General features: G+C 65.8%; 2 protein-coding genes. Both read left to right on the top strand.

What is annotated here, in order from left to right; genetic code table 11:
• Positions 1-136 precede the first annotated feature (136 nt).
• Entirely contained in the window at positions 137-12,997 is a 12,861-nt protein-coding gene (locus BM017_RS15065; protein WP_092245717.1) for a non-ribosomal peptide synthetase, read from the top strand.
• Positions 12,994-24,300 (top strand): non-ribosomal peptide synthetase, encoded by an 11,307-nt coding sequence (locus BM017_RS15060; protein ID WP_092245714.1) that lies wholly within the window; start codon positions 12,994-12,996, stop codon positions 24,298-24,300. Before BM017_RS15065 ends, BM017_RS15060 begins: the two co-directional genes overlap by 4 nt.
• Positions 24,301-24,398: the final 98 nt, after the last annotated feature.

Below are 24,398 nucleotides of genomic sequence, written 5' to 3'. Positions count from 1 at the left end.
CAAGCCTGCCGGAAGCCTCTCCAGGCCCCCGGCTGCGCCCGCTTTTTTTAATGGCGGGCGTCCAGCAGACCCGATCCAAGCGGCAGCTGAAAACGGACTTTCTCCTCAACCGTGACTTATCAGGCAGGTTACCCCCATGCAGTTCAGCGAATTATTGGCAGCGATTTCCACCCATGCGATCCGTCTGCAACGGGAAGAAGGCGACCTGGTCATCCTGGGTGACGACGAGGCGCTGGACGATGCGCTGTGGGACCAACTGATCGCCCACAAGCCGCGCCTGCTGGAGCTGGTCGCCGAACATGGCGGTGACTGGCTGAGCCCGGCCTACCGCATCACGCCGGCCATGCTGCCGCTGGTCAGCCTCGACCAGACGGCCATCGACCGTATCGTCGCTGCCATCCCCGGTGGCGCGGCGAATGTGCAGGACATCTACCCGCTGGCGCCGCTCCAGGAGGGCATGCTTTACCACCATCTGTCGGCTGAACAGGGCGATCCCTACGTGCTGCACGCGCAGTTCGAGTTCGACAGCCACGCACGTTTGCAGGCGTTTGCCGAAGCTTTGCAGTGGGTGATCGATCGCCACGACATCCTGCGCACTTCGATGGTCTGGGAGCGACTTGATGAGCCGTTGCAGGTGGTGTGGCGCAAGGCGACCCTGGCGTGCGAGGCCGTTGGCTTCGAGGCGCGCACCGATCGCATGGACCTGGGCCAGGCACCGCTGCTGCGCCTGGTGTATACCGCAGATCCAGCGGACGGGCGTGTGGCGGCAACGTTGCTGTTTCACCACACCATCCTCGACCACACCGCCCTTGACGTAGTGCGCCACGAGATCCAGCTGTACCTGGCCGGCGAGCAAGCCCAGGCCGGTGAGCCGGTGCCGTTCCGCAGCTATATTGCCCAGGTGCGCCATGGCGTCAGCGAGCAGGCCCATGAGGCGTTTTTCCGCGAGATGCTGGCGGATATCGACGGGCCGACCCTGCCGTTCGGTTTGCAGGATGTGCAGGGCGATGGCCTGGGCATCGACGAGGCACGGGTGCCCGTCGACAGCGCACTGAGCCGCCGTCTGCGCACCCTGGCCCGCCCGCTTGGCGTGAGCGTGGCGAGCATGATGCACCTGGCGCTGGCCCGCGTATTGGGCGTGGTCGCCGGGCGTGACTCAGTGGTGTTCGGCACCGTGATGCTCGGGCGCATGGGGGCGGGCGAGGGCGGTGAACGGGCCTTGGGCATGTTCATCAACACCCTGCCATTGCGCGTGGATGTGGGCGAGCAGGGCGTGCGGGCCGGGGTCAAGGCCACCCACGAGCGCCTCACGGCATTGCTCAACCACGAACACGCGTCCCTCGCGCTGGCCCAGCGCTGCAGTGGCGTGGCGGCACCGACGCCGTTGTTCAGCGCCATGCTCAACTACCGCCACAGCGCCGCCACGGACATGGCCGAGGTGATCGAGGTGGCCGAAGGCATCCGCGTGCTCAGCGCCGAGGAGCGCACCAACTACCCGCTGACGGTCAACGTCGACGACCTGGGTGAAGATTTCGCGCTGACGGTGATGGTCGATGCCTCCATCGGCGCCGAACGTGTCGCCACCTACCTGCACACCGCCCTGGAAAGCCTGGCCGACGCCCTTGAGCAGCGACCGGATATGCCGCTCAGCGGCCTGAACATCCTGCCTGACGCCGAACGCCATACCCTGCTGCACGGCCTCAACCACAGCGCCACGCATTACGCCGATACCGCGCTGATCCACTCTCAAGTCGAAGCCCACGCCGCCGCCCAGCCTGACGCCATTGCGCTGCGCTTCGACAATCAGCGCATCAGCTACCGCCAACTCAACGAACGTGCCAACCAGGTCGCCCATCGCCTGCTGGCCCAGGGCATCCGCCCGGATGATCGCGTGGCGATCTGCGTGGAGCGCGGCCCGGAGATGATCATCGGCCTGCTGGGCATCCTCAAGGCCGGCGCCGGCTACGTGCCGATCGACCCGGCCTACCCGCAGGAACGCATCGCCTACACCCTGGCCGACAGCGCACCCTTGGCGGTGCTGGTGCAGGCCAATACGCGCCACCTGGTCGGCGACCTGCCGCAGATCGACCTCAACGGCTTGCGCGGCGAATCCATCGTCAACCCCCGCGTCGACCTCAGCCCGGCCCACCTGGCCTATGTGATCTACACCTCCGGCTCCACCGGCCAGCCCAAGGGCGTGATGATCGAACACCGCCAGGTCGCGCGCTTGTTCACCGCCACCGAACACTGGTTCGGCTTCAACCGCAATGACGTCTGGGCCTTGTTCCATTCCTTTGCCTTCGACTTCTCGGTATGGGAAATCTGGGGCGCGCTGATGCACGGCGGCCAGTTGCTGATCGTGCCGCAACTGGTCAGCCGCTCGCCGGACGAGTGCTACACGCTGCTCTGCGAAGCGGGCGTGAGCATCCTCAACCAGACGCCCAGCGCCTTCCGCCAATTGATCGCCGCGCAAGGCCAGAACCCCCGGTCCCATTCCCTGCGCCAGGTGATCTTCGGCGGCGAGGCGCTGGAACCGGGCGTGCTGAAGCCGTGGTACGCCCGGGCGATCAACGCCGGCACGCAACTGGTGAACATGTACGGCATCACCGAAACCACCGTGCACGTGACCTATCGCGCCCTGGAAGCGGCGGATGCGCAGTTGGTCGGCGTCAGCCCGATTGGCGTGCGCATTCCAGATTTGCAGTTGTATGTACTCGACGCGCGCCGCGAGCCGTTGCCGCTGGGCGTGGTCGGCGAGCTGTACGTGGGCGGTGCCGGGGTGGCGCGCGGTTACCTCAACCGTGAGGCGCTCACCGCCGAGCGCTTCCTGGTCGACCCGGCCACCGGCCAGCGCCTGTACAAGACCGGCGACCTTGGCCGCCTGCTGGCCGACGGCAGCGTCGAATACCTGGGCCGCAACGACGACCAGGTGAAGATCCGCGGTTTCCGTATCGAACTGGGCGAGATCGAAGCGCACCTGGCCAGCGCGGAGGGCGTGCGTGACGCGGTAGTCATCGCCCGGGAAGACCAGCCGGGCGACAAGCGCCTGGTGGCCTACGTGATAAGCGAGGGCGAGCTGCGTGCGGCCGATCTGCGCGACCATCTGTTGCAGAGCCTGGCCGACTACATGGTGCCCAGTGCTTTTGTGCAACTGGATAAATTGCCGCTCACCACCAACGGCAAGCTCGACCGCAAGGCGCTGCCCGCACCCGATGCCGATGCCCTGGCGCGCCGGGGTTATCAGGCGCCCCAAGGCGCGGTGGAAACGGCCATCGCGGCGATCTGGCAAGACCTGCTCAAGCTTGACCGGGTGGGGCGTGACGACAACTTCTTCGAACTCGGCGGCCACTCCCTGTTGGCGGTCAAGCTGATCGAGCGCATGCGCCAGGTCGATCTCAGCGCCGATGTGCGCGTGCTGTTCGGCCAACCGACGCTGGCGGCGCTGGCCGCCGCAGTGGGGGGTCAGCAAGAGGTGCTGGTGCCGGCCAACCGGATCACCGCCGCCACCCAGCACATCACCCCGGACATGCTGCCCCTGGTGGAGCTGGACCAGGCCGGCCTCGACCACATCATCCAGAGCGTGCCCGGCGGCATCAGCAATGTGCAGGACATCTACGGCCTGGCGCCGTTGCAGGCCGGCATCCTGTATCACCACCTGGCAACCACCGAGGGCGATCCCTATGTGTTGCAGGTGCAGTTCAGCTTTGACGACCAGGTGGCGGTGGACGCGTTTGTCCAGGCGCTGCACAGCGTGATCGAGCGCAATGACATCCTGCGCACCGCGATCCTCTGGGAAGGCCTCAACGAGCCGGTGCAGGTGGTGTTGCGCCAGGCGGCGCTGACCGTGGAACGTATCGACGAACCGCTGGCGCAGTTGCAGCAACGCTTCGACCCGCGTCACTTCCGACTGGACTTGAGCCGTGCGTCGCTGATGCGCTTTGTCTACGCCGAAGAGCAGGGCCGGTTTGTCGGCATCCTGCTGTTGCACCATATCCTGCTCGACCACACGGCCTTGCAAGTGCTGGTGGAAGAAATGAGCGCCAGCCTGGCCGGCAACAGCGCGCAACTGCCCGCCGCCGTGCAGTACCGCAATTACGTGGCCCAGGCGCGGCTTGGGGTCAGCCAGGCCCAGCACGAAGCGTTCTTCAGCGAGATGCTCGGCGATATCGACGAGCCGACCCTGGCCTTCGGCCTGCAGGACGTGAATGGCGATGGCAGCGGCATCATCGAGGCCCACTTGCCCCTGGAGCCGGCACTGAGCCTGGGCCTGCGCGAACAAGCGCGGCAACTGGGCGTGAGCAGCGCGAGCCTGGTGCACCTGGCCTGGGCGCAGGTGCTGGGGCAGGTGTCCGGCCAGCAGTCGGTGGTATTCGGCACCGTGCTGCTGGGGCGCATGCAAGGCGGCGAAGGTGCCGACCGGGCGCTGGGGATGTTCATCAATACCTTGCCGCTGCGGGTCAGCCTCGGTGCCGTGGGTGTGCAAGCCGGCGTGCGCGCCACCCATGCGCGCCTGGCGCAGTTGCTCGGGCATGAACATGCGTCGTTGTCCCTGGCCCAGCGCTGCAGTGGCGTGCCGGGTTCGCTGCCGCTGTTCAGCACCTTGCTCAACTATCGCCACAGTGCGCCGGGGGACGCGCCGGGAGACAACCCGTTCGCGGCCTCCGGCATTCAGATACTCAGTTCCGAGGAACGCAGCAACTACCCGCTGGTGCTCAACGTCGATGACCTGGGCACAGGCTTTGCCCTGACGGTACAAGGCGTCGCGAGCCTGGATGTGCAGCGCGTGGGGGACTATATGCTCACCGCGCTGCGCCATCTGGTGGCGGCGTTGCAACAGGCACCGACCACGCCGTTGCAGGCCGTGTCGATCCTGCCGGCCGCCGAGCGTCATCAGATACTGGTGGACTTCAACGCCACCGCCCGTGAGTACCCGGCGCACCTGACCGTGCACCAGTTGTTCGAAGCCCAGGCGCTGGCCCGTCCGGAAGCGGTCGCGGCAGTGCAGGGCGCATTGTCCCTGAGTTACCGCGACCTCAACCGGCGTGCCAACCGCCTGGCCCATCACTTGCTCAACCAGGGTGTGCAACCTGGCGAGAGCGTGGCGATTGCGCTGCCGCGCTCGCTCGACCTGCTGATCTGCCAACTGGCGATCCTCAAGTGCGGTGCGGTGTATGTACCGCTGGACATCAACGCGCCGGTCGAACGCCAGGCATTCATCGTGCAGGACAGCGGCGCGCACCGGGTGCTCACGACCCTGGCCGACTTGAACCTGGACACGTTGTCGCCGCGCAACCCTGAGCTGCCGCAGTCTGCCGAAAGCGTCGCCTACATCCTCTACACCTCCGGCTCCACCGGCGCGCCCAAAGGCGTGCAAGTGCCGCACCGCGCCATCTCGCGCCTGGTGCTCAATAACGGCTATGCCGATTTCAATGCCCGCGACCGCGTGGCCTTCGCCTCCAACCCGGCATTCGACGCCAGCACCCTCGACGTGTGGGCGCCCCTGCTCAATGGCGGTTGTGTGGTGGTGGTCGAACATGCGGTGCTGTTGTCCCAGGCCGCGTTCGCCGCGTTGTTGCAGGAGCAATCCGTCAGCGTGCTGTGGATGACCGCCGGGCTGTTCCACCAGTACGCTGACGCGCTGTTGCCGGTATTCGCGCAGTTGCGCTACCTGATCGTCGGCGGCGATGTCCTCGACCCGCAGGTGATCGACCGGGTGCTCAGGCACGGCAAGCCCCGGCACCTGCTCAATGGCTACGGGCCCACCGAAGCCACCACGTTTTCCACCACCCACGAAATCACCCGGGTCGGCGAGGGCGGCATCCCCATCGGGCGCCCGATCGCCAATGCCCAGGCGTACGTGCTGGACCCGCGCCAGCAACCACTGCCGTTGGGTGTGGTCGGCGAGCTGTACATCGGCGGTGCGGGCGTGGCCACGGGGTATTTGAACCAAGCGCAACTCACAGCCGAGAAATTTATCCCGAACCCCTTCGGCGAGGGCCTGTTGTACCGCACCGGTGACCTGGCCTGCTGGCAGGCCGACGGCACCTTGCTGTACCAGGGGCGCAATGACCTGCAGGTGAAGATCCGTGGTTTCCGTATCGAACCCGGCGAGATCGAGACCTGCCTGGCCAGTTTCCCGGGCGTGAAGGACGTGGTGGTGCTGGTCCGCGAAGACCAGCCCGGCGACAAGCGCCTGGTGGCCTACTACACGGCCAGTGTGACGCTTGAGATTGAAGCCCTGCGCGCTCACCTGCAAGGCCAGTTGCCGGACTACATGGTGCCGTCGGCGTATGTGTGGCTGGAGCTGCTGCCGCTCACCGCCAACGGCAAACTCGACCGCAAGGGCCTGCCGGTGCCGGACCAGAGCGCGCTGCTCAGCCGCGGCTTCGAGGCGCCGGAAGGCGAAGTGGAAACCCAGCTGGCGCAGATCTGGCAGGACGTGCTCAAGCTGGAGCGGGTTGGCCGTCATGATCATTTCTTCGAACTGGGCGGGCATTCGCTGCTGGCGGTCAGCCTGATCGAACGCATGCGCCAGGTCGGCCTGAGCTGCGACGTACGCGTGTTGTTCAGCCAGCCAAGCCTGGCGGCGCTGGCCGCTGCCGTGGGCAGTGGCCGGGAAATCGTGGTGCCGGCCAATGGCATCCCCAAGGATTGCACCCGGATCACGCCGTCGATGCTGACGCTGGTGCAACTCGACCCCGCCGCCATCGAACGTATCGTCGCGAACGTGCCGGGCGGCGCGGCGAATGTGCAGGACATCTACCCGCTGGCGCCGTTGCAGGAAGGCATTCTTTATCACCACATCAGCGCCGAGCAGGGCGACCCGTACCTGCTGCAATCGCGCATGGCGTTCGACAGCCTGGAGCGTTTGCAGGGGTTCATGGGTGCGCTGCAACAGGTGGTGGCCCGCCACGACATCCTGCGCACTGGCATGGTCTGGGAAGGCCTGGACAGCCCGGTGCAAGTGGTGTGGCGCGAGGCGAAACTGATCGTGCAAGAGGTCGACCTGGACCCGGCCGAAGGCGACATCATCGAGCAGTTGCATGCACGCTTCGATGCCCGTCACTACCGCCTGGACATCACCCAGGCGCCGTTGCTGCGCATGGTGTATGCCCAGGATCCGGCGAATCAGCGTGTGGCGGCGATCCTGCTGTTCCATCACCTGGCGCTCGATCACACCGCCATGGAGGTGGTGGGCCAGGAAATGCGTGCGTTCATGTTCAACCAGGCCCAGGACTTGCCCGAGGCGGCGCCGTTTCGCAACTACGTGGCTCAGGCTCGCCTTGGCGTCAGCGTGGAGGAACACGAGGCGTTCTTCCGCGACATGCTCGCCGATGTGGATGAGCCGACCTTGCCGTTCGGCGTGCAGGACGTGCAGGGCGATGGGGGCGATATCGAGGAAGCCGAACAGGCCGTGGATGCCGCGCTGGCCCAACGGGTACGCGAGCAGGCCCGGCAACTGGGCGTCAGCGCCGCGAGCCTGATGCACCTGGCCTGGGCGCAGGTGCTGGGGCTGGTATCCAGGCGTGACGACGTGGTGTTCGGCACCGTGTTGATGGGGCGCATGCAGGCCGGTGACGGCGCGGACCGTGCGCTGGGCATGTTCATCAACACCTTGCCCTTGCGCGTGGACGTGGCAGCCACTGCCGCCGCTGCGGTCAAGGCCACCCACGGGCGCTTGAGTGCCTTGCTCGGCCATGAACACGCGTCCCTCGCGCTGGCCCAGCGTTGCAGCGGCGTGGCAGGTGCATCGCCGCTGTTCAGCGCCTTGCTCAACTACCGTCACAGCAGCCCCGGTGAAATGGCCCGCGACGGCCACGGCATCTGGGAAGGCGTGCAATTGCTCGGCGGCGAAGAACGCAGCAACTACCCGCTGACCTTGAGCGTGGATGACCTGGGTGAAGGCTTTGGCCTCACGGTACTGGCGCTGCCGCAGATCGGCGCCCAGCGCCTGTGTGCCTATATGCATAACGCCGTAGAACAGTTGGTGGCCTGCCTGGAAAACGCACCGAAGACCCTGCTCAACCAGCTGACGATCCTGCCGGCGGCAGAGCGTGAAACCCTGCTGCGTGATTTCAACGCCACGGCCGAGGATTTCCCGCAGGGGCACACCGTCCACGGTGCCTTCGAGGTGCAGGCCGAACGCCAACCCCAGGCTATCGCGGTGATGCAAGACGGTGAGGCGTTGACCTACGAACAGCTCAACCGGCGCGCCAACCAACTGGCCCATTACCTGTTGACACTCGGGGTACAGCCCGACGACCGAGTAGCCCTGTGTTGTCGTCGCGGCCCGCAGATGCTGGTGGGTTTGCTGGGCATCCTCAAGGCCGGTGCCGGTTACGTGCCCATCGACCCGGCGTATCCCGCCGAGCGCATCGCTTATTTGCTACACGACAGCGCGCCGGTGGCGGTGCTGGCCGAAGCCAGTACCCGCGACCTGTTGGGCAACATCGCCACGGTGGACCTGCACGACCCATGTCTGCAGCAGCATGCCGTCAGCAATCCGCAGCTCAGCCTTCTGACCCCTGCGCACCTGGCCTACGTGATCTACACCTCCGGCTCCACTGGCCAGCCCAAGGGCGTGATGGTGGAACACCGCAGCGTGGAAAACCTGGTGCACTGGCACTGCGAGGCCTTTGGCCTGGATGCGACGAGCCACACCAGCAGCGTCGCCGGTTTCGGGTTTGACGCGATGGCCTGGGAAGTCTGGCCGGCGCTGTGTGTGGGCGCTACCTTGCACCTGCCGCCGGCCGATGTCGGCAATGAAAACATCGACGAACTGCTGGCCTGGTGGCTGGCACAACCACTGGACGTCAGCTTCCTGCCGACCCCGGTGGCCGAATATGCTTTCGGCCAGCAGTTGCAACACCCGACCTTGCGCATCCTGCTGATCGGCGGTGATCGCCTGCGCCAGTTCACCCAGGAGCGGCGCTTTGCCGTGATCAATAACTATGGCCCCACCGAAGCCACGGTGGTTGCCACCTCTGGCCGCGTACGCGCCGGGCAGGTGCTGCATATCGGGCGGCCCATCGCCAACGGCCGTGTCTACCTGCTGGACGCGCACTTGCGTGCGGTGCCGGTGGGCGTGGCGGGCGAGTTGTACGTGGGCGGCAGCGGCGTGGCACGGGGTTACCTGAACCGTCCGGACCTGACCGCCGAACGCTTCCTGCAAGACCCGTTCAACGCCGGTCGCATGTACCGCACCGGCGACCTGGCGCGCTGGTTGCCCGATGGCAATATCGAGTACCTGGGCCGTAACGATGACCAGGTCAAGGTGCGTGGCGTGCGGGTTGAGCTGGGGGAGATCGAAAACTGCCTGGCTGCCGTGGAAGGCGTCGGCGAAGCGGTGGTGCTGGTGCGTGAAGGCCGCCTGATCGCCTGGTTCACCGCACGGCAACCGCTGGCTATCGAGACCCTGCGTGCCGACCTGCAAGCCCGGTTGCCCGAGGCCCTGGTGCCGGTCGCCTATGTGCAGGTGCAGGCACTGCCCCTGACCGCCAACGGCAAGCTGGACCGCAAGGCCCTGCCGGAGCCGGATCAGGCCGCGCTGCTGACCCGCGAATACGAAGCCCCCCAGGGCGACGTGGAAACCACTCTGGCGCGCATCTGGTCCGAAGTGCTGCAGGTTGAACGGGTGGGTCGCCATGACCACTTCTTCGAGCTCGGCGGCCATTCATTGTTGGCCGTCAGTCTGATCGAACGCATGCGCCAGGTCGGCCTGAGTGCCGATGTGCGCGTGCTGTTCAGCCAGCCGACCCTGGCCGCTCTGGCCGCCGCTGTCGGCAGCGGTCGCGAAGTGCAGGTGCCGGTTAATCGCATTCCCGCCAACTGCCGGCGCATTACGCCGGACCTGCTGACATTGGTGGAACTCGACCAGGCAACCATCGATCAAGTGGTCGCGCAAGTGCCCGGTGGCGTGGCCAATGTGCAGGACATCTACCCGCTGGCGCCGTTGCAAGAGGGCATCCTCTACCATTACATCACCGCTGAGCAGGGCGACCCGTACCTGCTGCAAACGCACCTGGCGTTCGACAGCCTCGACCGCCTGAATGCCTTTGCCCAGGCGTTGCAGCAGGTGATCGATCGTCACGACATCCTGCGCACCGGTGTGGTCTGGGAGGGGTTGGCGCAACCGCTGCAAGTGGTGTGGCGCACCGCCGAACTGCAGGTGCAGGCGCTGCACCTGCAAGGCGATGTACTGGCCGGCCTGCACCAACGTTTCGATGCACGACGCTATCGCCTGGACATCAGCCAGGCTCCGCTGATCCGCCTGATGTACGCCCAGGATCCCTCCCACCAACGGGTGGTCGCGGTATTGCTGTATCACCATATCGTCCTCGACCACACCGCGTTTGACGTCGTGCTGCGGGAAATGCAGGGCTTCCTGCTCGGCCGGCAAGTGCCCGCGGCTGCACCGATGCCGTACCGCAACTACGTGGCGCAGGCGCGGTTGGGCGTGAGCGAACAGGAGCACGAAGGCTTTTTCCGCGCCATGCTCGGCGATATCGACGAGCCGACATTGCCCTTCGGCTGGCAGGACGTGCGCGGCGACGGCAGCGCCGTCGAGGAACACAGCCTGCGCCTGCACAGCGACCTCAACCGCCGCTTGCGGGCCCAGGCCCGGCTGATGGGGGTGAGCACGGCGAGCCTGTTTCACCTGGCGTGGGGCCAGGTGCTGGCGGCGACATCGGGCCGCCACAGTGTGGTGTTCGGCACCGTATTGGTCGGTCGCCTGCAAGGTGGCGAGGGCGCCGACCGCGCCCTGGGGGTATTTATCAATACCTTGCCGCTGCGTCTGGATATCGACGGTCAAGGCGCACGTGCCGCCGTACGGGCGACCCACGAACGGCTCAGCGCCTTGCTCGGCCATGAACACGCGTCCCTGGCGCTGGCCCAGCGTTGCAGTGGGGTCGCTGCCCCGGCCCCGCTGTTCAGCTCAATGCTCAATTACCGTCATCGTGGCACGGCCACCCGCTCGCAGGAGGCGCAGCAGGCCTGGGAAGGCATGCAGACCCTGGCCAACGACGGACGTACCAACTATCCGTTGACCTTGAACGTGGACGACTTGGGCGACGGTTATGAGATCACCGCTCTGGCACGCGCCGATGCGCAACGCGTGTGCGAGTACCTGCACACGGCGTTGTCGGGCCTGGTCGAGGCGTTGGAGCACGCGCCGCAACACGCGCTCGATCGTTTGCCGATCCTGGGCGCCGAAGAGCGCAATAAGCTGCTGGTCGAATTCAACTCAACCGAGGTGCCGTACGATCTCGATCAGACCCTGCAGGCGCTGTTCGAAGCCCAGGTCGAGCGCACGCCGGAGGCGGTGGCAGTGATTGCCGCCGAGCAACGGCTGACCTACCGGGCACTCAACGAACGCGCCAATCGCCTGGCCCATCATCTGCGTGAGCACGGCGTCCAGCCGGATACACGGGTGGGGATCTGCCTCGAGCGTGGCCTGGACATGGTGGTCGGCCTGTTCGCCATTCTCAAGGCCGGCGGCGCCTACGTGCCGCTGGACCCGGCCTACCCCCAGGAGCGCATCGCCTACATGCTGCAGGACAGCGCGCCGGTGGTGGTCCTCGCGCAAGCGACCACCCGTGCGCTGCTGGGCGACGTGCCGGTGATCGAGCTTGATCACGTCACGTGGCAACGCCAGCCCGCGACCAACCTCCAGGTCCCGGGCCTCACCGCTCGCCACGCCGCCTACGTGATCTACACCTCCGGCTCCACCGGCGAGCCCAAGGGGGTGATCAACGAGCACGCCGGGGTGGTCAACCGCTTGCTCTGGATGCAGGACGCCTACGGGCTCAATGCTGAGGATGCAGTGCTGCAGAAAACCCCGTTCAGTTTCGACGTGTCGGTGTGGGAATTCTTCTGGCCGCTGTTCACCGGTGCACGCCTGGTGATGGCGCGCCCGGGCGGGCACAAGGACCCGGCCTATCTGTGCGAAGTGATCGAGGCGCAGCGGATCACCACCTTGCACTTCGTACCATCGATGCTCGACGTATTCCTCGCCCATGGCGATGTGAGCCAGGCCGAAGGGTTAGTGCGTGTGATGTGCAGCGGCGAAGCCCTGCCGGGCAGCCTGGTGCGGCGCTTCAAGCAGCAATTGCCGGGCATCGGCCTGTACAACCTGTATGGCCCTACCGAAGCGGCGGTGGACGTGACCGCCTGGAACTGTGCGCGGCCCGAGGTGCCGGACAACACACCGATTGGCAAACCCATCGCCAATACCCGCATGTACGTGCTGGATGCACAGTTGCAACCGGTGCCATTGGGCGTGGTGGGCGAGTTGTTCATCGGCGGGGTGCAAGTGGCGCGGGGTTACTTGAACCGTGCGCAACTGACGGCCGAGCGCTTCCTCGAAGACCCGTTCACCGGCGGGCGCATGTATCGCACAGGGGATGTGGGTCGTTACCTGCCCGATGGCAATATCGAGTACCTGGGGCGTAACGACGACCAGGTAAAAATCCGTGGCCTGCGTATCGAATTGGGGGAAATCCAGGCGCGATTGACCGAGCACACATCAGTCAAGGACGCCGTGGTGGTGGCCCGCGACGAGCGCCTGGTCGCCTACTACACCGGAGAACATGCGCCCGTCGAAAGCCTGCGTGCCCAACTGCTACTGCACCTGCCGGACTTTATGGTGCCCGCGCTGTTCGTGCACCTCGACGCGTTGCCCTTGAGCCCCAACGGCAAACTCGATCGCAAGGCCCTGCCGGCACCGGGCATGGAAGCACGGCTGGTACGCGCGTTCGAAGCCCCCGAAGGGGAGACCGAAATCCTGCTGGCCCGGCTCTGGGCAGAACTGCTCAACGTGGAGCGGGTAGGGCGCCACGACAATTTCTTTGAACTGGGCGGGCACTCGCTGCTCGCCGTCAGCCTCATCGGGCGCTTGCGCCAGGAAGGCATGGAAGCCGACGTGCGCGCGTTGTTCGAACAGCCGACCCTGGCTGGCTACGCCGCATTGACTGAACGAATGGAGATCGTCCTGTGAGCATCAACCAACTGCTGGCGACGCTGAAGACCAAGGACATCCAACTGGCGCTCAAGGGCGAACAGCTATCGGTCCAGGGCAACAAGCAAGCCTTGAGCGACCCGGCGATCCTCGCCGCCCTGCGCGAGCACAAACCGGCGTTGATCGAGCTGATCAAGGCCGGTGAATACTCGGCGACGAAGGCGGGCGTAGTCGACGTACCCGCCAATGGCATACCGGCGGACGCCGAGCGCATCCTGCCGTCGATGTTGACGTTGTCGACGCTGAGCCAGGATGAGGTCGACCGCATCGTCGCCAGCGTCGATGGCGGCGTGGCGAATATCCAGGATATCTACCCGCTGGCGCCCTTGCAGGAAGGCATTCTGTTCCACCACGTCAGTGCCGAGCGGGGCGACCCGTACGTGATGCAATCGCAGTTTTCCTTCGACAGCCTGGAGCGGTTCGAGGCGTTTGCCCAGGCACTGCAAGCGGTGATGGACCGCCACGACATCCTGCGCACAGGAGTGGTCTGGGAGGGTGTGCAGCAACCGTCGCAAGTGGTGTGGCGCCGCGCGCGCCTGCCGGTGCAGGCCTTGGCGCTGGACCCGGCCGACGGCGACATCGCCACGCAACTGCGCGCGCTGTTTGATGCCCGCCACTATCGCCTCGACGTGTCCCAGGCGCCGTTGCTGCGTCTGGTGCGGGCCGAGGACGTGGCCAATCAACGTATCGTTGCCAGCCTGCTGTTCCACCATATGGCCCTTGATCACAGTGCCCTGGAAGTCGTGTGCCACGAGTTGCAGGCCTGCCTGTTGGGGCAGGGCGCGACGTTGGGCCAGGCCGTGCCGTTTCGCAACTACGTGGCTCAGGCGCGGTTGGGGATCAGCGAGCAGGCACACGAACACTTCTTCCGCCAGATGCTTGGCGACATCAGCGAACCCACCTTGCCGTATGGCTTGAGCGATGTGCAGGGCGATGCGCGGGGGATTACCGAGGCACACCTGGCGCTGCCGGCGGCGTTGTCGCAACGGTTGCGAGCACAGGCACGGCAACTGGGGGTCAGCGCAGCCAGCCTGTTTCATTTGGCGTGGGCGCAGGTGCTGGGGGTGTTGGCCGGCAAGGAACAGGTGGTGTTCGGCACGGTATTGATGGGCCGCATGCAGGGCAGTCATGACACAGACCGGGCGCTGGGTATCTTCATCAACACCTTGCCGTTTCGCGTGGACGTGGGCCGCGAGGACGTGCGCACCGGGGTCAAGGCGACTCATGCGCGGCTGACGACGTTGCTGCGGCATGAGCACGCACCGTTGGCGCTGGCCCAGCGGTGCAGCGGCGTGGTGGCGCCGACGCCGTTGTTCAGCGCCTTGCTCAATTATCGCCACAGTGCCTCGGCGGCCAGTGACGAAGCGATCTCCGCCTGGCAGGGCATCGCTGCACTGAGCGCCGAGGAACGTACCAATTACCCCTTGACCCTGAGTGTCGACGACTTCGGCGATGACTTTGCCCTGAGTCTGCTGGCCAGCACCCTGGTGGATCCGCAGCGCGTCTGTGCCTACGTGCAGACCGCCTTGGAAAACCTGCTGACCGCGCTCGAACAGGCGCCAGACACTGCGCTCAATCAGGTGTCAGTGCTTCCGTTCGCCGAGCAGCAGTGGTTGTTGGAACACTTCAACTCCACCCACACGGATTTCCCCCAAGGCACCACGCTGCACGGACGCATCGAAGCCCAGGCCGCGCTGAGCCCCGACGCCATTGCCGCCGTGCATCAGGGTCGCCAGCTCACCTATGCCGAACTCAACCAGCAAGCCAACCTGCTGGCCCATCATCTGCTGGCGCTGGGGGTCAGGCCTGACGACCGCGTTGCCATCGTCGCCCGTCGCGGGCTGGATACCCTGGCCGGCCTGCTGGCGATTCTCAAGGCCGGCGCCTGCTATGTACCGGTGGACCCGTCGCACCCGGCCGAGCGCCTCAACTACCTGCTCAGCGACAGCGCCCCGGTGGCGGTGTTGACCCAGCACGCCTTGCTCGAGCGCCTGCCGGCCCTTGACGTGCCGGTGATCAACCTCGACCGCTACACCTGGCAGCACCATTCGGCGAGCAACCCGAAGGTTGCGGTCACGCCGTCCAACCTCGCCTATGTGATCTACACCTCCGGCTCCACCGGTCTGCCCAAGGGCGTCATGGTGGAGCACCACACCGTCGCCAATCTGGTTGACTGGCATTGCCATGCCTTTGACCTGTGCGCCGGGCGCCACACCGCCAGCGTCGCCGGGTTCGGCTTTGACGCGATGGCCTGGGAAGTCTGGCCGGCGCTGTGCGTGGGCGCGACCCTGCACTTGCCACCGGCCCATGACGGCACCGAGGATGTCGACGCACTGCTGGCCTGGTGGTGCGCGCAGCCGTTGGACGTATGCTTCCTGCCCACGCCGGTGGCCGAGTACGCATTCAGCCAGCAGCTCGAACACCCGACGCTGCGCACGCTGCTGATCGGTGGTGATCGCTTGCGCCAGTTCGGTCGCGCCCAACGTTTCGACCTGATCAACAACTACGGGCCGACCGAAGCCACGGTGGTCGCCACCTCCGGCAAGGTCGAGGCCGGCCAGCCGTTGCACATCGGCAAACCCATCGCCAATGCCACGGTGTACCTGCTGGATGAGCAGCAGCGGCCGGTACCGCTGGGGGTGGCGGGGGAGTTGTATGTGGGCGGTAAAGGCGTGGCGCGGGGTTATCTCAACCGTGCGGAGTTGACGGCCGAACGTTTCCTGCAGGACCCATTCAACGCCGGGCGCATGTACCGTACCGGCGATCTGGCACGCTGGCTGCCGGACGGCACTATCGAGTACCTGGGGCGCAATGACGACCAGGTGAAGATCCGTGGCATGCGCATCGAACTGGGCGAAATCGAAGCCCAACTCAACCAGTTGGCGGGTATCCAGGAAGCCGTGGTGCTGGTGCGTGAAGAGCGGCTGGTGGCGTATTTCACCGAAAACCGCCAGCTCGACCCACTGGTGGTAGCCGAACTCCGCGCCCACCTGGTGGCGCACCTGCCGGACTACATGGTGCCGGTCGCCTATGTGAAGCTGGACGCGTTGCCCCTGACCGCCAACGGCAAGCTCGACCGCAAGGCCCTGCCGGCGCCGGACATGGCCGCAGTGTTTACCCGCGAGTACGTGGCTCCCGAAGGTGAAATCGAAACCGTACTGGCGCAGATCTGGGCCGATGTGCTGCAGGTGGAGCGGGTGGGGCGTCGCGATCATTTCTTCGAACTGGGCGGGCATTCCTTGCTGGCGATGCGCATGGTCTCGCAGATCCGCCAGCGCCTGGGTGTGGAGTTGCTGCTCGGCGATTTGTTTGCCAATGCCGAGTTGGCGGCGGTGGCCGAGGTGCTGGCCCAGTCCGGTCGCAGCACCTTGCCAGCTATCCTCCCGGCCAATCGTGATGAGCCCACGCCGCTGTCCTTCGCCCAGCAGCGCCTGTGGTTCCTGGCGCTGATGGAAGGCGCCAACACCGCCTACAACATTCCCATCGGGCTGCGTCTGCGTGGGCAGTTGCATGTGGAGGCGCTGCAACGGGCGCTGGCGCGCATCGTCGCACGCCACGAAACCCTGCGCAGCCGCTTTGCCCAGCGCGGCGACGAGGCCCAGGTGGTGATCGTGCCCGCCGAAGACGTGTTGCCCCTGCAAGTGCAGGACCTGCGCCGCCACCCGCAACCACAGCAGGCGCTGGACGCGTTGATCCATGGCGAGGCCTCGGCGCCGTTCGACCTGGAGCGCGGCCCGCTGCTGCGCGGGCGTCTGGTGGTAATGGCCGACGATCACCATGTGCTGTTGCTGACGCTGCACCATATCGTGTCCGATGGCTGGTCCATGGGCGTGCTCATCCGTGAACTGATGGCGCTGTACCAGGCCTTCAGCCACGGCCAGCCCGACCCCTTGCCGGCGTTGCCGATCCAGTACGGCGACTTCGCGGTATGGCAGCGCCTGTGGCTCAGCGGTGAAGTGCTGCAGCGCCAGAGCACCTTTTGGCAGCAGGCGCTGGCCGGTGCACCGGCCTTGCTCACGCTGCCCACCGACCGCCCGCGCCCGGCGCAGCAGGACTACGCCGGCAGTAGCGTCGAGGTGCGCCTGGACGAACGCCTCACCGCCGGGCTCAAGGCCTTGAGCCAACGCCACGGCACCACGCTGTACATGACCTTGATGAGCGCCTGGGCCTCACTGCTGGCACGGCTCTCCGGGCAGCACGATGTGGTGATCGGCTCACCCGTGGCCAACCGCACGCGCAGCGAAGTGGAAGGGCTGATCGGCCTGTTTGTGAACACCCTGGCGGTGCGCATCGACACGTCGGGCGAGCTGAGCACCGAAGCGCTGTTGGCGCGGGTCAAGGCCCAGGCCCTGGAAGCCCAGGCCCACCAGGACCTGCCGTTCGAACAAGTGGTAGAGATCACCCGGCCACCGCGCAGCCTGGCCCACAGCCCGCTGTTCCAGACCCTGCTGACCTGGCAGGACAGCAGTGCGCCGACCCTGGCCCTGGGCGACCTGGCCTTGGAAGGCATCGTCGAGGACAGTCACTTCGCCAAGTTCGACCTGTCCCTGGACCTGTCGGAAGTGCAGGGCACCCTCATCGGCGCGCTGGAATACGCAGTGGCGCTGTTCGACGCATCGACGGTGCAGCGTTACGTCGGCTACTTCACCCGCGTGTTGCAGGCCATGGTGGATAACGACCAGGCGGTGCTGGAACAGGTGCCACTGGTGGATGAGCGTGAGCGCCAGCACCTGCTGTTTGATTTCAACGCCACCGAAGTCGCTTATGACCTCGAGCAGACCTTGCATGGCCTGTTCGAAACGCAGGCGACGCGGACGCCGGACGCGATTGCCGTCAAAGCCGATGACGGCGTGTTGACCTATGCCGAGCTGAATGCGCGAGCCAATCAACTGTCCCGCCACCTTCTGGAATTGGGTGTGCAGCCGGATTCACGGGTGGCGATCTGCGTAGAGCGCGGCCTGGACATGGTCATCGGCCTGTACGCGATCCTCAAGGCCGGCGCTGCCTATGTGCCGCTGGACCCGGCGTATCCGCTGGAGCGCATTGCCTACATGCTGGAGGACAGCGCACCGGTGGCGGTGCTGGCCCAGGGGGCGACGCGGGCATTGCTGGGGGATGTGCCGGTGGTCGATCTCGACCAACCGAGCTGGCAGCACCAGCCTGTCGACAACCCTCACGTGCCAGCCGTCAGTGCCTACGTGATCTACACCTCCGGCTCCACCGGCCAGCCCAAGGGCGTGATCAACGACCACCCCGGCGTGGTCAACCGCCTGCTGTGGATGCAGGACGCCTATGGCCTGCAAGCCCATGACCGGGTGCTGCAAAAAACGCCGTTCAGCTTCGACGTGTCGGTGTGGGAGTTCTTCTGGCCGCTGTTCACCGGCGCCTGCCTGGTGATGGCGCGCCCGGGCGGGCACAAAGACCCGGCGTACCTGTGCGAGGTGATTGCCGCCGAGCAGATCACCACGCTGCACTTCGTGCCGTCGATGCTGGATGTGTTCCTGGCCCATGGCGATGTGAGCCAGGCCGAAGGGTTAGTGCGTGTGATGTGCAGCGGCGAAGCCCTGACGGGCAGCCTGGTGCGGCGCTTCAAGCAGCAATTGCCAGGTAGCCAATTGCATAACCTGTACGGCCCGACCGAAGCCGCTGTCGATGTGACCGCATGGAACTGCGCCGGGCCGGTGACGCCGGACAACACGCCGATCGGCAAACCGATCGCCAACACCCGCATGTACGTGCTCGACGCACAGATGCAGCCCGTGCCATTGGGCGTGGTCGGCGAGCTGTTCATCGGTGGCGTGCAAGTGGCGCGCGGCTACCTGAACCGGCCGGAACTGACCGCCGAACGCTTCCTCAAGGACCCGTTCACCGATGGGCGCCTGTACCGCACCGGCGACGTTGGTCGCTACCTGGCGGACGGGACGATCGAGTACCTGGGGCGCAACGACGATCAGGTGAAGATCCGTGGCCTGCGCATCGAACTGGGGGAAATCCAGGCGCGCCTCACCGACCACCCGCAGGTCAATGAAGCCGCGGTGATCGCCCGCGACAATCGCCTGATTGCCTACTACACCGGTGTGTCCAGCGAGATCGACGCCTTGCGCACGCATCTTTTGCAGCATCTGCCGGAATTCATGGTGCCGTCGATCTTCGTGCACCTGGATAACTTGCCCTTGAGCCCCAACGGCAAGCTTGACCGCAAGGCACTGCCCGCGCCGGGCCTGGACTCGGTGGTGGTGCGCGAGTACGAAGCGCCCCAGGGCGACACGGAGATCGCCCTGGCCAGCCTGTGGGCCGAGTTGCTCAACGTGGAGCGCGTGGGCCGTCACGACAACTTCTTCGAGCTGGGCGGCCACTCGTTGCTTGCGGTGAGCCTGATGGGGCGCATGCGCGGCCTCGGGTTGTCGGCGGATGTGAAAGTGCTGTTTGGCCAGCCGACTTTGTCGGCCCTGGCGGCGGCCTTGGGCGCAGGGCGTGAAGTGGCGGTGCCGGTCAATGGCATTACGGCCGATTGCACGGCGATCACCCCGGACATGTTGCCGCTGATCCAAATGGATCAGCCGGCCATCGAGCGTATCGTCGCCTGTATCCCCGGCGGCGCGGCGAATGTGCAGGACATCTACCCGCTGGCGCCGTTGCAGGCCGGCATGCTCTATCACCATCGCGCCGCGCAGGGCGGTGATGACTATGTGTTACGGGCGCAGTTTGCATTCGACAGCGCCCGGCGACTGGAGGCATTTGCCCTGGCCTTGCAGGCGGTGATCCAGCGTCACGACATTCTGCGCTCGTCGTTCCATTGGGACGGCCTGGAAGAACCGGTGCAGGTGGTGTGGCGCGAGGCTTCGCTGCGGGTCGAACATGGGCCGGTGCCGGAGCGTCTGGACCTGTCCCAGGCACCGCTGATGCGCCTGGTGGTGTGTGACGGCAGTGCCATCTTGCTGTTCCACCACCTGGTGATGGACCACATCGCCCTGGAGATTTTGCAGCACGAAATGCAGGCGTTTCTCTCGGGCACGCCACACACCCTGGGCGCGCCGGTGCCGTATCGCAACTATGTGGCCCAGACCCGCTTGGGGGTTGACGATCACGAGGCATTCTTCCGTGAGATGCTGGGCGAGATCGACGAGCCGACCCGCCTGGAAACCCTTGGCGGCAATGAGCAGGTTCACTGCACCCTTGACCTGGAGCTGAGCCAACGCCTGCGCACCCAGGCCCGGCAATCCGGGGTGAGCGCCGCCAGCCTGATGCACCTGGCCTGGGCGCAGGTGCTGGGCAAGGTCTCGGGTCGGGAGCAAGTGGTGTTCGGCAGCGTGATGCTTGGCCGGCTGCAAGGCGGCGAAGGGGCCGAGCGGGCCATGGGCGTGTTCATCAACACCCTGCCGCTGCGGGTCGACCTGGGTCGGCACAGCGTGCGCGACGCGTTGCGCGCCACCCACGCACGCCTCACTCAATTGCTCAGCCATGAGCAGGCGCCGTTGGCCTTGGCCCAGCGCTGCAGTGGCGTGCCGGTGACCACGCCGCTGTTCGATACGCTGTTCAACTATCGCCACAGTGCGCCGCAGGTGGCGAGCGAGGCCTGGCAGGGCATCCGGTTGCTCAAGGCCGAGGAACACAGCAACTATGGCCTGTCGGTGAGCGTGGATGACCTGGGCGCGGGTTTCTCCTTGAAAGTCGTGGGGCAGGGCGCCCGTCGCGTGTGCGACTACCTGCACATCGCGGTGGAGCAACTGGTACAGGCGTTGGAACAGGGCGGTACGCTTGCCATCGCCTATGTGCCGATCCTGCCCGCCGCCGAACGCCAGCAATTGCTGGACCTGAACGCCACCACCCGGGCATTCCCGCGTGAACATACGGTGCAACGCCTGTTCGAAGCCCAGGCCCATGCACGGCCGGCTGCGCTGGCGGCGCTGCAGGGCGAGCAGTCACTCAGTTATGGCGAGCTGAACAGCCGCGCCAATCGCCTGGCCCATCATTTGCTGGGCCTTGGAGTACGCCCCGGCGATCATGTGGCGATCCTGTTGCCGCGTTCGCTGGACCTGCTGGTCAGCCAGTTGGCCGTGCTCAAGTGCGCCGCCGCCTATGTGCCGCTGGACATCAACGCCCCGGCGGAGCGCCAGGCGTTCATGGTGCAGGACAGCGGCGCGGCCTGGTTGTTGACCGGCAGCGAGCGTGCCGTCGACTACGCCGTGCAACGCCTGGACCTCGACACCCTGGCCCTCGATCCGCAACCGAGCCACAACCCGGACTTGTCGCAGTCCTCGGACAGCGTGGCGTACATCATGTACACCTCAGGCTCCACCGGCACGCCCAAAGGCGTGTTGGTGCCCCATCGCGGCATCACGCGCCTGGTGCTGAATAACGGCTACGCCGACTTCAACGCCAGTGACCGCGTCGCCTTCGCCTCCAACCCGGCGTTTGACGCCAGTACCATGGACGTGTGGGGGCCGTTGCTCAATGGCGGCCAGGTGCAGGTGATCGACCACGCCACCTTGCTCGATCCGGCTGCGTTTGGCCTGGCGTTGGCGGATGCGACGGTATTGTTCATCACCACGGCGTTGTTCAACCAGTACGTGCAGCTGATTCCCCAGGCCCTGGCGGGCCTGCGCATCCTGCTGTGCGGTGGTGAGCGGGCTGACCCGGCGGCGTTCCGCAGTCTGTTGGCCCAGGCACCGGCATTGCGCCTGGTGCATTGCTACGGGCCGACCGAAACCACCACCTACGCCACCACCTACGAAGTGCGGTCGCTGGCCGAAACGGCCGACAGCGTGCCCATCGGCCGGCCGATCTCCAATACGCAGGTGCATGTGCTGGATGCGCAGTTGCAACCGGTGCCCGTGGGCGTGACCGGTGAAATCTGCATCGGTGGGGATGGCGTGGCCAAGGGGTATCTGAACCGTCCTGAACTGACCGCTGAAAAGTTTGTGCAGGACCCGTTTATCCCAGACGCCTTGATGTACCGCACCGGCGACCTTGGCCGCTGGACGGCGCAGGGTTTGCTGGAGTGCATCGGGCGCAATGACGACCAGGTGAAGATCCGTGGTTTCCGTATCGAACTGGGTGAGATCGAAGCGCGCCTGGCCAACGTTGCGGGTATCCAGGATGTGGTGGTGCTGGCCCGCGAGGACGCCCCAGGGGACAAGCGCCTGGTGGCGTATTTCACCTGGGGCGACACGCCTGTCGGCATCGACAGCGTGCGGGCTTGCCTGCAAGACCAGTTGCCGGACTACATGCTGCCGTCGGCCTTTGTGCCGCTGGAGTCCCTGCCGTTGACAGCCAATGGCAAGATCGACCGCAAAGCCTTGCCGGTGCCCGCCCTGGAAGCTTTGCACCGCCGCGAGTTTGAAGCACCGGTGGATGCGTTGGAGCAGACCCTGGCAGCGCTGTGGGCAGAGGTATTGAAGCTGGAACAGGTCGGGCGTCACGACAGCTTTTTCGAACTGGGCGGGCATTCACTGCTGGCGATCCGGTTGGTCAACCTGATGGAGGAAGCGGGTTTGTCCGTGTCCCTGGCGGAGTTGTTCCAGCATGCCAGCGTGGCCTCCGTCGCCGCGATGCTGCGTCAGCGCACTGATGAGCCTGTGCGCGATCCTGCGGTGATCACGGTGCGCAGCAGTGGTTCGCAGGCGCCGCTGTTCCTTGTGCATGAATTCAGTGGCATGGATGTGTATTTCCCGGCGCTGGGCCAGCATCTGCCCGGCGACTACCCGATTTACGGCCTGCCGGGCCTGGCGCTCGGCGAGCCGCACCTGGACACCATGGAAGGCCTGGCGGCGCGCCTGGTCGGGTTGATCCGGGGTATTCAACCCCATGGGCCTTACCGGGTCGCCGGCTGGTCGTTTGGCGGGGTGCTGGCCTATGAAGTGGCGATGCAACTAGTGGGGCTGGATGAACCGGTGGCATTCCTCGGTTTGATCGACAGCTACGTGCCGCGTATGACCGACCAGGGCAAGGCGCGCTGGAGTGGGCCGGACGCGCTCAAGCGGCATTTGTTGCTGCAGTGCACGGCGTATTGGAAAGCACAGGGAGGTGTGGATGAACTGGCGAACGTTGGGCAGTTGGCGTCGCAGATTGAACAGCTGGACTTTGCGGGCCTGCTGCAACGCTGTCGCGATCAAGGTCTGCTATACGCGCAAATGGCGGCGGCTGCGGACGCGGACCTCTTGAGCTTTATCGAACGGGAAGTGGGGCACGGGCATGCGCTGGCGCACTACAGCCTGTTCCCGTTGCCCGTGGCGGTGCACCTGTTCAGCGCGGATGAGCGGCCGACCGAGTTGTCGCGGCGCAGTGAGTCCCTGGGGTGGCATGAGGTATTGGCGCCAGGCCAGTTGCGCCAGGTACAGGTGCCGGGGGATCACCAGAGCATGATGCAAACGCCGCATATCCAGGCACTGGGGCGAGCGATGAGCGAGGTGCTGGCGGCCTGTTTGCCGCAGGCCCAGGCGCCGCATCAGCCGTTGTTGCGCATTCAGAGTGGCCGGGCGGGGTATGCGCCGGTGTTCTGTGTACCGGGGGCAGGGGACAGTGTCACCGGGTTCGTCGGCTTGGGCGAGGCACTGGGGCGTGACTGGCCTTTGTTTGGCTTGCAGCCGCGTGGGCTGGACGGCGAAGCGGTGCCCCATAGCCAGGTGGAAGCGGCGGCGGCTTGTTACTTGATGGCCTTGGAGCAGGAATGTCCGCACGGGCCGGTGCATCTGGTGGGGCATTCGTTCGGGGGCTGGGTCGCGCTGGAGATGGCGCTGCGGTTGCAGGCGGCCGGGCGGGAGGTGGCGTCATTGACGGTGATCGACAGTGAGGCACCTGGGGGGACCGCGAAGGTGTACACCACGACGGCGGCGTTGCTGCGGTTGATCGAGGCGATGCAGTTGTCGGCGGGCAGGTCGCTGGGAATTGATCCTGGAGATTTTGCCGCGTGTGATGAGGAGGCGCAGCGGCAGCGGTTACATGCCGGCATGGTCGGGGTGGGATTGTTGCCGGGGCGTTCTGCGGTGGATGCGATGGAGGGGCCGGCGCGCACTTATGCGGCGGCGTTGCGTACGGCGTATCGGCCTGGTGCGCGGTTCAAGGGCGTGGTGCGGTTGGTGTTGGCTGAGGATCCGGCGCTGGATGCGGCGGGGAATCAGCGGGAGCAGGGGATGATGGTCGAGGGGTGGCGGCGACAGGGGAGTGGGTTGCAGGTTTGGTATGGCGGGGGGAATCACTTTACGTTGCTCAAGGCGCCGAATGTGGCGGGGTTGGCACGGTGGTGGCTGGGGGGCGTGGTGGTTGGGGAGGTGGTTTCGTGAGTGGATTGTCGGTGTACATATCCGTTGCTTCGGTAACGGCTAGCCCGGCGGCCTCAGGGCCGACCGGTATTGTGTTTGTCGAGCGCGGCTCAAATGGG

The sequence above is a fragment of the Pseudomonas sp. NFPP04 genome (assembly GCF_900113815.1).
Classification (GTDB): Bacteria; Pseudomonadota; Gammaproteobacteria; order Pseudomonadales; family Pseudomonadaceae; genus Aquipseudomonas; species Aquipseudomonas extremorientalis.
The sequence above is the reverse complement of the archived record's forward strand: the minus strand, read 5'-3'. Positions and strand labels throughout refer to the sequence as shown.

Coding starts and splice junctions, on each gene's coding strand:
- BM017_RS15065 (WP_092245717.1), top strand. CDS start 137: ATGCAGTTCAGCGAATTATTGGCAGCGATTTCCACCCATGCGATCCGT.